Origin of the sequence: Flavobacterium sp., assembly GCF_043722275.1 — a bacterium.
In the GTDB taxonomy this organism is placed as follows: Bacteria; Bacteroidota; Bacteroidia; order Flavobacteriales; family Flavobacteriaceae; genus Flavobacterium.
Window position 1 is genome coordinate 13155 of record NZ_JAYSPC010000115.1, and the last position, 14488, is coordinate 27642.

Here is a 14488-nt window from a genome sequence, read left to right on the forward strand (position 1 = left end):
GGTATTTAAAATGCCGTAATTTTTTTACGAAAAATCCGTAATATTTAGTTCAGTCTTACTTCTATTTTTGACTTAAATCTTCTGATAAACATTTAGATGATTTATAGAAACGACATTAAGAGGTATTCAAAAGGGTTTCTTTAATAATTAAATATACACACATGAATAAAAAGATCATTCACACTGTATTTGAAAATATAGTAAAAAATCAAGGAAGCAATATTGCTTTGCAAGGTGATAAAGGAAACATATCTTATCAGGAGCTAAATCAATATTCAAACAAGCTTGCTCATCTTTTACTAAACACAAACATATCTGGAAATGATATCGTTACGGTTTATTTCTCTGATCCAAGATTGCAGGTTATTTCATTACTTGGTGCATTTAAGGCGGGAGTTATTTATTTGCCAATTGACAAAAAGTACAAAAAAAATCATTGGGAGGAATTGTATAACACAATACGTCCTAAAGTTTATATCACCTCAGCCGAAGATCTTAGTTTACTTCATGAATTTAGTGATTCATTTGATTATTACATTCCATATATCATAAAATTATCAATTGATAGCCACGGAACGTTAAACCATAAAATATATAAATATTCAAATGAGGCGTATATAGATGTTACCGGTAAAAGTCCTTTATCTGATCAAAATCCGGAAATTCAATTAGAGGAAAATGGTTCTAATTATATCTATTTCACATCAGGTTCAACCGGTAATCCTAAAGCCGTTTTAGGCTGTCATAAAAGCCTTAGCCATTTTGTACACTGGGAATGTAAGGAACTTGGCATAAAAGAATCTGATAAAATTGGGTTATTGCCTTCATTTTCATTTGATGCTTCTATTCAGGCAATTTTTATGGCGCTGATTAACGGAAGCACGCTTTGCCTGATTAATTCTGAAACAAAAGAAGATATTATCCAATTGCAAAACTGGATAAGAAAATACAATGTAACAGTGCTTCATATGGTACCAACATTGTTTAGAATTTTAAGCATTTATTCTGATAGAGAAGCAAACAATATTTCTTTTCCTGATTTGAAATATATATTATTGGCAGGAGAAAAATTGTACCAAAAAGATGTTGAAAACTGGAGAGAATGTCATGGAAACAATACTGAAATCATCAATTTTTACGGAACTACAGAAGCTACAATACTTAGTACGTTTTATAGAATAGAAGCAGAACTTCAGGGAGAATCATCAGATGTGTTTTGCGTTGGACAGCCAATATCAAATACGGCAATATTAATTTTAAATAAAGAAAATAAGCTTTGCAAAATTGGCGAAGTCGGAAGCATTTTTATAAAAACTCCATTTTTAACAAAAGGATATTATAAAAACCCTGAGCTTACGGCAGAAAAATTTATCCAAAATCCATTAACGGATTCCCACGATATTATCTATAAAACCGGAGATTATGGAAAGTATGATGCGCAAAGAAACACTTTTGTTACCGGAAGAGAAGACGGACTGGTGAAAATCAACGGAGTGCGCGTTGATATTAATACAATTGAGCAGACTATTTTGAAGTTAAAACAAGTTGATATGGTAAAATGTATGACCTATCAACAGGATTTGCTAAATGTTATTTTAGTTTGTTTTTACAAATCAGAAAGTACGGACGAAAATCAAATCAGAAAACATTGCCTTGAATATCTGTCTCAATATGAAGTTCCTTCGCGTTTTATTGCTCTTGACGAAGTGCCCATTAATGCTAACGGTAAAATTGATCCCGTTATACTTAAAAAGATTATCGACGATACATTAAAAGCCGACAGTAATGAAGCCATAGATGAAAGCGAAGCTAATGAAACAGAGAAAAAACTAATCCTGATCTGGAAAGAAATATTAAATGTAGAACATATTAAACTGAACGACAATTACCTTTTTTTAGGAGGAAATAGTATCAAATTAATTCAATTAAGACTTAGGGTTCAGCAAAAGTTTGATGTAGAACTTAGTATTTATGATTTGTTCAGTAATTCTATTTTAAAAGAGCAGGCAAAACTGATCGAACAATCAAAAAAATCAGTTTTTGAGCATATTGCAAAAACAGACATTCAGGAATATTATGATTTGTCATCTACACAATACAGAATGTGGATTTTATCTCAAATAGAAAGCAGTTCGATTGCTTATAATATGCCAAATGCTTTTTTATTTAATGGAGAAATTGATGTAGCAAAATTTAATGAATCTTTCAGGAATATTATTGAACGTCATGAGATTTTAAGAACATCATTTAAATCAAATGAAAATGGCGAAGTTCATCAATATATAAAACCAAACAGCGAAGTAATATTTGATATTACCTACGAGGATTTTACAAACATTAATTCATTAGAGGAGATTAAACCTTATTTAATTAGTTTAAATGCAATACCATTTAATCTGGAGCAAGCGCCACTTTTAAGAGCTTATTTGATTAAAATAAACGAAAATGAGCATGTGTTTTATTTTACAATGCATCATATTATTGGCGATGGATGGTCCTCATTAATTTTATTTAAGGAAATAATAAGCACTTATAACAGCTTATTGAACAATAAAAAATTAGCACTTGAAGCATTAAATGTTCAGTACAAAGATTATGTGGTATGGTCACAGAATGAAACACATTTAGAGAAAAACAAAATTTCTGAAACCTATTGGCTTAATCAATTCACAGCAGAATTACCGGTCTTAGAATTGCCTGGTTTTAAAAAACGTCCTTTAATAAAAACAAACAACGGAAACAAGTTGGATTATGAGTTTTCGGCAGAATTTACCCAAAAACTAAAATCATTTTCAGAAGCTCAAAATGTCACTTTATTCATGACACTTATGGCTGGAGTAAATACCCTTTTGTCAAGATATTCAGGACAAGATGATATTATTGTGGGAACTCCGGTTGCAGGAAGAGAACATCCTAATTTAGAAAATCAAATAGGTCCTTACTTAAATACAGTTGCTGTTCGAACAAAATTAGACGAGAATGAAAGCTTTAATTCTTTATTGATTAAAGAAAAACAATTATTGCTGAATTCATACGAACATCAGAATTATCCTTTTGATGAATTAATCTGGAAATTAGAACTTAAACCAGATAACAGCCGCTCATTTTTGTTTGATGTTTTAGTTGTGTTGCAAAACCAAAACCAGGTTACAAGCTTAGATACCAAAGAAGTATTAAACGGAATAAGAATAGAACCAGTAGATTTTGAAAATAATTTTTCAAAGTTTGATTTGACTTTTACTTTCATGGAAACGGAAAATTTAAATCTAGCCATTACCTATAATACAGATATCTATGATCAGTTTTTAATTGAAAGAATGTTTTCTCACTTTGAAAATCTTCTTAATGAGTTTACAGTTAATCCTGAGATTGCGATAGATAAAGCCGATTACCTGACTGAGACTGAAAAACAACAATTATTGTTTGATTTTAATAATGTATCAGTTGATTATCCAAAAGATAAAACTATCGTTGATTTATTCGAAGAACAAGCAGCGAATAATCCTGATGCTGTGGCAATTGTATTTGAGGAAAAAACCATTTCATATAGGGATTTATCAAATCAAGTAAACTCAGTAATTGAGGAATTATCAGATAAAAAAATAGAAAAAGGAGATAAGATTGTGATTTGTTTCAACAATCATCTTGAAAAAGCAATTGCAGGCATTTTAGGAATTTTAAAAATAGGCGCTGTTTATGTTCCTGTAGATTCTGATTATCCGATAGAAAGAATCAACTTTATTATCGAAGATACTAATGCTAAAGCCGTAATCACGAACAGTATAGACGCTGTTGTTTTTAAAGATAGTACTATAGATCTTATAGTTACTGATGAAGTTAAAGAACCTAAAAAAGCTACCGGAATTGCTTATGAAAAAACAACAATTTCAGACAATGCTTATGTAATTTATACATCAGGTTCAACAGGAAACCCAAAAGGAGTATTAGTGAGTCATCAAAACATAAATGATTATGTATTTGGTTTATCATCAAAGATTCAAATTGAGAATAATGATTCATTTGCTTTGATGTCAACATTAGCTACAGATTTAGGAAACACAGTTCTTTATAGTTCATTACTTGCAGGAAAAGCGTTGCATTTGTTTTCTAAAGACAGTTTGAGAGATGTAAATTATATCGAGGATTACTTTGAAAATCATGCTATCGATTGTATAAAAATTGTACCGAGTTATTGGAAATCATTAAATATAAAAAGTCAGTCACCTAACAAGATGATAATTTTTGGAGGAGAAGAGCTAACAATTGATGTTGTTGAGCAAATCAAAGCCGAAAAACCGAATTTAATTGTTGTAAACCATTACGGACCTACAGAAACAACCATTGGCAAATTACTTCATGTAGTTGATTTGAGTAATTCATACAACCGAATTCCTATTGGTAAAGCGTTTTCAAATACAAATTTATATGTTGTTGACAAGAACTTTTTGCTTTGTCCTGTAGGAGTTGAAGGAGAATTAATAATTGGCGGAGACGGCGTATCAAATGGTTATCTGAATAATTTTGAATTAACAGAACAGCAGTTTGTTGATGATATATTCCTTAAAAATGGTAAAAAAATTTATAGAACCGGAGATAAAGTAATTCAATCTGCAAACGGAAATATTGAATATATAGGACGATTTGATGATCAGGTAAAAATTAGAGGACATAGAATCGAGTTGGGAGAAATAAACAGAAATCTTTCATTAATTGCTGGTATTAACCAATCAATTGTGGTTGTGAGCCAGAATAACGGAGAGAAATATATAACCGCTTATTATGTTTCAGAAACACATTTGGATAAAAAAGAAATTCAGTCGAATCTGTCTAAAGTACTGCCGGAATATATGGTTCCGTCTTATTATGTAGCATTAGAAAGTCTGCCTTTAACGTCAAACGGAAAAATAAACAGAAAAGCGTTACCTGAAATATCTCAGGAAAATATTATTCGAAAAGAATATATCGCGCCAGGAAATGAAACCGAAGAAAAATTAGTTCAGATCTGGCAGGAAATCCTAAAAATAGATACGATAGGAGTAACAGACAATTTCTTTAATTTAGGAGGACACAGTTTATTAGTTGTCAGGATTATTAATCAGATTAAAAGGGAATTAGGATTAAATATATCTGTAAAAACATTCTTTGAAAACCCAACAATAAATGCTTTATCTGAACAATTAAAAGATAAAAAATCTGAATCTTTCTTTATTGAAAAAGTAGCCGAATCTGAGTCATATCCTGTAACAGCTTCTCAAAATAAATTTTGGTTAATCAGCCAGTTTGAGGATGCGTCTTTGGCCTACAATATGTTAACCGTAATGAGGCTTGAAGGAGATTTAGTGATTCCGAAATTTCAGGAATCCTTTACATTCCTTATGGACAGGCATGAGAGTTTAAGAACCTCTTTTAAATTAAATGACCAGGATGAATTAAGACAGTTTATAACACCAACAGAAGAGCTGGATTTTAGTATTAATTATACTGATTTCAGCCTTAGCGAATCAACAGAAGAGGATATAGCGGCTTATGTGCTAAAAGAAAATGCTATTAGGTTTGATCTTGAAAAAGCACCTCTTGTTCGTGCTTCATTAATAAAAGCCGAAGAGAATAAATTTGTGTTTTTTATATCCATGCATCATATTATTGGTGATGGCTGGTCGTCAGAATTATTAGTTGGCGAAGTTGTATCGATCTATAATTCGCTTGTTCAGGATAGAAGAGTTGATTTGCCTGAACTTAGAATTCAATACAAAGATTATGCAACATGGCTTAACAGCGAAGTTCAAAAAGAAGGGTACAAAATATCTGAACAATACTGGCTGAATCAATTTTCAGGAAAACTGCCTATAATTGAACTTCCGGGTTCAAAAAAGAGACCTTTAGTAAAAACGTATAATGGCGATTATTTAGGTTACGAATTTTCGGATGTGTTTTCAGAGAATTTAAGAAACTTCTCTAATCAGCATAATGTTTCCTTATTTATGGTTTTAACAGCAGGAATCAACGCGCTTTTAAGCAGATATACCGGTGAAGACGATGTTATTGTAGGAACTCCTGTGGCAGGAAGAGAACATCCGGATTTAGAAAATCAAATTGGGCTTTACCTGAATACTCTGGCTTTGAGAACTAAAATAAATAAAGAATACAATTTCTTAGAACTGCTTCAGCATGAAAAAGAGGTTATTTTGGGAGCTTATGAACATCAGGTTTATCCGTTTGACGAGTTAATTGATAAACTGCAATTAAAAAGAGATACCAGTAAATCGCTGCTGTTTGATATATTGGTTGTATTACACAATCAGACAAAATTAAATAAGTTCAAGGAAGAAAAACTTGTAGATCTAATCATCAAGCCTTATGCGTCAACCCGTAAAACTTCTCAATTTGATTTGTCATTCCGTTTTTCAGATAATGAAGAGTTGTATCTGGACATCAATTACAATACTGATATTTATGATCAGGCTTTTATAGAAAAAGTGTTTGTACATTTTGAGTCATTGGTTTCTAAATTAATAGCCAATCCGGAAACAAATATAATGGCTGTTGAATTCCTTTCGGAAGCTGATAAAAAAGCCATGACATTAACCGCTTATTGGAGAGGATTGTTCAGGAATCAATTCCCGATTATTACGTTTCCTTTTGAAAAACCAACCGCAAAAGAAGTTGATAAATCCGGATCTCAGTTTGAATTCAATATCAATAAAAAATTAAAAGAAGGATTAGAAAAATTCCCAACTTCCGGTAACGGTTCTCTTTTTACAACTTTACTATTCCTTTTAAAAATTGTAATAAAAAAATACATTGATAATGAATTAGTTGCATTGCAGGTTTCCTTTCCGGAAGAAAAACCTAACGAATGGCAAAAACTTGATTTGCCTATTGTTACGAATATAAATAATGAAGAATTACTTCAGAATATATACGATAGGCTAAATCTGGGAATGGAAGAAATTAAAGACAATCTTTTTGCAGATTTTCAAATAGCAGAAAAAGTATCCAATACTTTTTATGAAAATAATGAAGAAAAGATTTTTAATATAAAATGCAATTATTATATAAATCAGCTTCCTGAAAATTCATTTGATCCGGAAAAAACAAATGAAAAAGAATTTGCTGCAAACGTCATTTTTACAGACAATGTTACAAGTATTCACAATATGTCATTTGATTTCTATGAAAATGAATCCGGAATTAATTGTGTCCTGATTTACAACAATAACAAGTATGATAAAAGCCATATCATGCTGTTTATAGAAAGATTCAATAATGTTATGAATCAGTTTGTTGAGAATCCGGAACTGTTTTTCCAGTTCAATATTGACACTATAAATTTTGATTTCCAAAGTAAAAAACAACCCGGCGAAAATAAAATTTTACTCGAGGAAAACTTCTAAAAAACGCAATAAGTCTATTAAATCCAAATAAATAATTAACCATTAAATTAAAAAGTTATGATTAAGTCATTAATACAATCTATGGCAGTATGCCCGGATATGAATAAGGTATATCCTAAAATTGATTACGGTAAAGGAGTATATATTTATGACCAGACTGGTAAAAGATATTTAGACGGTTCATCAGGATCTTCATCAGTTTCAAATATCGGACACGGCAGAACCGAGATTGCAGATGTAATTCACCAGCAGGTTTCAAAAATATCTGTTTTACCTACACATGCTTTTAGTTCAGAAGTAGTAGAAAATTATTTAGATCGTCTTGTATCTTTTGCACCGGACGGATTTAGTAAAGCCTGGACGGTTATGAGCGGGACAGAAGCTGTGGAAAGCGCTGTTAAACTTGCCTTACAATTTCATCAGATCAGAGGAGATTTTAGCAGATATAAAGTGATTTCAAGATGGAATACTTATCACGGTAATTCGGTTTTCATGCTTGATATTGGAGGAATGAAAATCAGACGTGAACTGTACCGTCAATGGCTTAATAATTTCCCTCACATTTCTCCTGCTTATAACTATAGAAGACCTGAAGGATTAAGTGAAGCAGAGTTTGTACAAAGCTTACTTCAGGAATTTGAAACCACAATAGTGGAGGAAGGTCCGGAATCAATCGCCGCATTTGTTGCAGAACCTGTGATTGCTTCTGCAATGGGAGCAGTTCCGCCTCCGGCAAATTATTTTGCAGGAATCTCCAGAATATGTAAAAAATACGGAATATTATTTATTACCGATGAAATATTAACAGGTTTTGGAAGAACGGGTAAAAATTTCGGAATGGATAATTTTAATGTTGTACCGGATATAATTGCTTCAGGAAAAGGAATGAGCGGCGGTTATTTTCCATTATCAGCAGTTATTGCTTCAGCACATGTGGCCCAGGCTTTTATAGATACAAAAACAACATTTCTGGGCGGCTATACTTTTGCCTGTAACCCTGTAGGATGCGCTGTAGGGAATACAGTTCTGGATATTTTAGAAAGAGAAAATATCATTGGAAACGCCCAGAAAATGGGAGCACTGTTTCTGGAAAAACTCCAAGTATTAAATGAGTTCGAAATCGTAGGTGATATTCGTGGCGTTGGATTATTGTGCGGTATTGAAATCGTACAAAACAAACATACAAAAGAACCATTTCCTGCCTCTATGACTATTTCAAAATTAATAGGCGAAAAAGCGGTTCAAAAAGGAGTCGTTTTATATCCTGGAAGAGGTTCTGTCGATGGTACATTAGGAGATCACCTGCAACTTACACCGCCATTAGTAATTAATGAGGAACAATTAGATGAAATCGTTGAGGTATTAAAAGAGTGTTTTAAAGAAGTTATGTCTGAAATCAAAAAAACTACAGTGAGTTATGAAAGTATTGAGTCTTAATAAAGCTAAAACAGAAGAGTATTTAAACCGATTTTTAAATGGAAATCAAAATACTGATCCAAAACCGTTTTTTGATGGAATTCATTTAAAAAACGACGATGGCACATCTCAGGTAAAATTACAGCTTGAGGCAAAAGATGTACAAAGAGTACAGGAAATTTGTAACGGATCTGATTTATTGATCTATAATTTTTATTGCTGTATTTTAAGTGTTTTACTTCAAAAATATGAAGAAGCTTCTTTTTTTATTTCTCCTTTATCTCAGTTTGACGAGTATGCCGAAAGCAATAACCAGCTTTTTGTTTTACAATATCAATTTGATAAATCAGAAAATTTTAAAAGCCTTTTTTCATCAGGTAAAACGTCTTTGTTAGATGCGATCGAAAATAGTTTTGATCTGGAAATTTTTGATGATTCTTTTTTAAATCTTAATGATTTTAAAAATAAAATTTCATTTGGAGTAAGTATAAATGGTGTAAACAGCGATATTCCTGATATTGTTAAAACGTTGTTTGTATTTGATTTCAAAAATACAACTCCATCGCTTGAAATAAGCAATAAGGGAGAAATGATCGATAATGAATTGCTGCACATTTTTGGAGATAATTTTAATAAATTACTAAATGAGACACTTCAAAATTTATATGAGCCTATAAGCGATTTAGATTTTAGAGGAAATAAAGAACAAGCTGTTTTAAGTCAGGTAAATCAATGGGAAACTAATTTTTCATTAGATAAAAATATTGTCGAATTACTTGTTGAGCAATGTGAAAACCAAGGCGATAAAATTGCAATTTCAAACAATGGACAAACCATCACATACAATCAGTTAAATCAACAGACAAACAGGCTGGCGAGATATATTCAGGATACATTTAAGGCAGGAAAAGATGATCTTTTTGGTATCATGTTATCAAGATCAATAAATATGGTCAGCGGAATTTTCTCTGTCTGGAAAACCGGAAGTGCTTACGTTCCTGTTGCTACGAACCTGGGTGATGATGCATTACATCATATCATCGAAAATTCAAACCTGAAAGCTATAATTACAGATGATCTTAATGTTCTGGAACAACTTAAAGGATTGGATATTGAAATACCTGTTATTGATTTAAATGCTGTTGCAGAGCTTACAAAAGAGTTGTCTGATCTTCCATTAAATGTAACCATTGGGGCAGAAGATCTTGCTTATGTAATTTATACCAGCGGATCGACCGGTAAACCAAAAGGTGCCATGATTGAACATTACGGAATGCTTAATCATATTATGGCTAAAATTACAGAAATGGCTATAAATCAGGATAGTGTCGTGGCTCAAAATGCGCCTCATACTTTTGATATTTCTGTTTGGCAATTTTTTGCACCATTAGCAGCCGGCGGAACAAGTATTTTATATGATGAAGATACAATACTGGAAATCAGTGAATTTGTAACCAGAATTGCAAATGATAAAGTTACATTATTAGAACTGGTTCCTTCGTATTTGCTGGAAATGCTTAATCATATCGAAAGTGAAGAGGAGAAAGCAGTATTGTCCCTTAACATATTGATTTTAAATGCCGAAACCTTAACAAAAGGTATGGTAAAAAGATGGCTTGACGCTTATCCTGAAATTCCAATTGTAAATACGTATGGCGCTACCGAAGTTTCTGATGATATGTCGCATTTTATTATGAGCGATGTTCCTAAAAGTTATTCGGTTCCGGTAATGAAACAGCCAATACAAAATTTTGAGGTTCATATTCTTGACGAAAACAGGGAGAGAGTTCCTGTAGGAGTTAAAGGCGAAATATATCTGGCAAGTCCTTGCGTAGGAAGAGGTTATTTTAATGATGAAAAGCGTACAAAAGAAGCTTTTTTAAAAGGACCGATTGAAGGAATCACAAATCAGGAAAGAATATACAAAACAGGAGATCTGGGAAGATATATGCCTAATGGAACAATGGAATTCATTGGCAGAAATGACAATCAGGTTAAAATACTGGGACACAGAATTGAATTAGATGCAATAGAAAATATTACAGCTGAAATTGATGGTGTTAAAAGTGTAAAAGCAATTGCTAATACAGACAAACAAATGATTGTTTTGTATTATGTAGCCGACTTTAAAATGGATAAAGATTTTATTGAAGAGCAGCTTTTGAAAAAACTTCCTAAATACATGATTCCGTCTGCTTTTATACATATGGCAAGTTTTCCATTAACTAAAAATGGTAAAATTGATAAAAACCAACTTCCAACTGTCACATTAGAAGATTTAGCAACAAAAGAATATGTTGCACCACAAAATGAAACCGAACAAAAATTAGCAATTATCTGGCAGGAGGTATTAAAGGTTGATAAAATAGGAACAACAGATAATTTCTTTGAATTAGGAGGTCATAGTTTGTTAGCCGTGAGAACAATTAACAGGATTAAAAAAGAATTAGGTTTAAATACATCGGTAAAAACATTCTTTGAAAATCCAACTATTTTATCCCTGTCCCAACAATTAAAAGAAGCACAATACATTCCAATTGAAAAATCAGCATTACAAAATTCTTATCCCTTAACGGCTTCACAACGCAGATTTTGGGTTTTGAGCCAGGTTGGCGATGCAGCATTGGCGTATAATTTATCAATGCCCCTTAAATTCAAAGGAGAATTAGATGTATTAAAATTAGAAGAATCTTTCCGTTTCCTAATCAACAGACATGAAGCTTTGAGAACCTCTTTTAAATTGGATGAAAACGGTCAGGCACGTCAGTTTATCACTTCAATAGATGATTTGGATTTTAGCCTTAACTATAATGATTTCAGCTTAAATACTGATAAAGAAACAGCCATAGAAGCATATTTGGCAAAAGAAAACGCAATCTCATTCAATTTAGAGCAAGCGCCATTACTTCGTGTTTCGGTGATTAAATCAGCAGATCAGGAATATGTTTTCTTCATGACAATGCACCATATAATTGGCGATGGCTGGTCATCTGTAGTATTGTTTAGAGAAATGGTTACGATTTATAATGCTCTTATTCAGTCAGAAAAAGTAAACTTACCGGAACTAAGAATCCAGTATAAAGATTATGCAGGATGGTTAAGCCAGGAAGCACAACAGCAACATTATAAAACATCCGAAACGTATTGGTTAAATCAATTTTCAGGTTCAATTCCTGTGATGGAATTACCGGGATTTAACAAACGTCCGTTAGTGAAAACGTATAATGGAAAATACCTTAGCTATGAATTTTCTAAAGAATTTGCAGAAAAAGTAACCGCTTTTTCTCATAAAAATGATGTCACTTTATTCATGACATTAATGGCTGGTGTAAATGCTTTATTGAACAGATATACCGGACAACAGGATATTATTATAGGTTCTCCAATTGCAGGAAGAGAGCATTCTGATTTAGAAAACCAAATTGGGCTTTACCTGAATACTTTGGCTTTACGTACACAAATGAACAAGGATTTTAATTTTCTGGATTTATTGCGTCATGAAAAAAACGTAATCCTGAGTGGTTATGAGCATCAGGGTTATCCGTTTGATGAACTTGTAGACAAACTTGAATTAAAACGAGACAGCAGCAGATCGGCTTTGTTTGATATTATGGTCGTGTTGCAAAGCCAGTCAAAACTAAATACTTCAAACAATGAAAAATTGATTGGACTGGAAATTAATGAGCAGGAAGTAATTCATAAAAAAGCGCAGTTTGATTTGATCTTCGCTTTTATGGAAACAGATGGTCTTTTATTAGGAATTGAGTACAATACGGATATTTATGACGCATCTTTTATAGAAAAAATTGCTATTCATTTTGAGCAATTGATAAATACAATGATAGATCAACCTGAGGCTAAAATTCAGCAAATTGATTATTTAAAAGCTGAAGAAAAACAACGCCTATTATTTGATTTTAATGATACTACAGTTGCATATCCAAGTGATAAAACCATTGTGGAATTATTTGAAGAACAAGTAGAAAAAAGACCGGATCATATTGCCGTAGTTTTTGAAGGTAAAGAAATTACGTATAAAGAACTTAACGAAGAAGCGAACGAACTGGGGTATTATTTAAGAGATAATTATCATATCAAACCGGATGATTTTATTGGAATTAAATTGGGCAGAAGCGAGAATTTGATTATTTCAATTCTTGGTATTCTTAAATCAGGAGGTGCTTATGCTCCTATAGATACCAACTATCCTGCAGACAGAATAAAATATATTGAAGACGACACACGCTGTAAAATAATTATTGATACTGCAGAATGGAATCTTTTTAAAGCAACTAAAGAAGAACATACAAAAGGAAATCTTCCGTTAGTAAATGCTCCTGAAGATTTAGCGTATGTGATTTATACGTCTGGAACTACGGGAAATCCTAAAGGTGTTATGGTGGAACACAGAAGCGTAGTCAGACTGGTAAAACCGGGTGCCTATTTTCCTTTAAATGAAAATAAAACACTTTTAAGTACTGGTGCAATTTCTTTTGATGCTACTATTTTTGACTTTTTTGGAACATTGCTAAACGGAGCAAAACTTGTTATGACAACACAAGAATGTTTGTTAGATACAAACTGCCTGAAAAATGTTATCAGACAAGAAAAAGTCAATGGCTTTTTTATGACAACTGCTTGGTTTAATCAATTGGTAGATAATGATATTGATGTTTTTGAAACGATTGATCATTTGATTTTTGGAGGAGAAATGGTATCTGCTAAACATGTCGAAAAGATATTCAACACATTCAAACATATTAAATTAACACATGCGTACGGACCTACGGAAAACACTACGTTTTCTTTAACACATGACATTGAAAACCTAAATACACCAACTATTTCTATTGGTAAAGCTATTGAAAACAGTACTGTTTATATTTTAGATGAATACCTTCAACCAGTTCCGGTTGGGATTGCAGGAACATTATACGTAGCAGGTGATGGTTTATCAAGAGGTTATCTGAATAAACCTGAATTAACGGCTGAAAAGTTCATAGAAAACCCATTTATTCAGGGTACGAAAATGTACAACACAGGCGATTTAGGAAAATGGCTGCCTAATGGAAATGTAGATATTTTAGGACGAATCGATAATCAGGTTAAAATACGAGGTCATCGTATTGAACTGGGGGAAATTGAGACCGCTTTACAAAATCATTCAAATGCTATCAAACAAGTTATAGTTGATGTTAAAGGCGTAAATGAAGATAAAGTTATTGTTGCTTATTATGTTGCCGATGTTGAGGTGGATAAAAACGTCCTCCAATCAGATTTAGGCAAAGTACTTCCTGATTATATGCTTCCTGGTTATTACATTCAGCTGGATGTGATGCCGCTAACAAACAATGGAAAGGTGGATAAAAAAGCACTTCCGGATGTTACCCAGGAAGATTTAATCAAAACCCAGTACATCGCACCGCGTAGTGAACAGGAGAAAGTTCTGGCTGCTGTCTGGTCTGAAGTTTTGAAATATGAAAATATAGGTATAAAAGACAGTTTCTATAATCTGGGAGGCGATTCGATTAAATCAATACTAATTGTTTCCAGATTAAAACAACGTGGCTGTTTACTAAAAGTAGATCAGATATTAAGAAATCCCGTTTTGGAAGATTTAGCTCTTTTAATTGAAACAATTAGTATTGATTTAATCGAATCGCCTCCCAGATTATAGA

General features: G+C 32.4%; 3 protein-coding genes. All 3 read left to right on the forward strand.

The window, feature by feature from the left end; genetic code table 11:
* The first annotated feature begins 161 nt into the window (after positions 1 to 161).
* From ACHZDT_RS14530 to ACHZDT_RS14540, 3 genes are read left to right on the forward strand one after another with little or no spacing between them, the layout of a single operon-like run.
* On the forward strand, positions 162 to 7394 hold the full coding sequence (locus ACHZDT_RS14530) for an amino acid adenylation domain-containing protein (protein WP_394775342.1): 7233 nt from the start codon (positions 162 to 164) through the stop codon (positions 7392 to 7394).
* A gap of 57 nt (positions 7395 to 7451) precedes the next feature.
* The gene (locus tag ACHZDT_RS14535) at positions 7452 to 8831 is read left to right on the forward strand and encodes an aspartate aminotransferase family protein (RefSeq protein ID WP_394775343.1); all 1380 of its coding nucleotides are present in this window, start codon (positions 7452 to 7454) and stop codon (positions 8829 to 8831) included.
* Complete coding sequence (locus tag ACHZDT_RS14540; RefSeq protein WP_394775344.1) at positions 8812 to 14487, forward strand: amino acid adenylation domain-containing protein; 5676 nt, start codon at positions 8812 to 8814, stop codon at positions 14485 to 14487. Before ACHZDT_RS14535 ends, ACHZDT_RS14540 begins: the two co-directional genes overlap by 20 nt.
* The last annotated feature ends 1 nt before the right edge of the window (position 14488 follow it).

Excerpts from the sequence above, each read along its gene's own strand:
- ACHZDT_RS14530 (WP_394775342.1), top strand. The coding sequence starts at position 162 with ATGAATAAAAAGATCATTCACACTGTATTTGAAAATATAGTAAAAAAT.
- ACHZDT_RS14540 (WP_394775344.1), top strand. The coding sequence starts at position 8,812 with ATGAAAGTATTGAGTCTTAATAAAGCTAAAACAGAAGAGTATTTAAAC.
- ACHZDT_RS14535 (WP_394775343.1), top strand. The coding sequence starts at position 7,452 with ATGATTAAGTCATTAATACAATCTATGGCAGTATGCCCGGATATGAAT.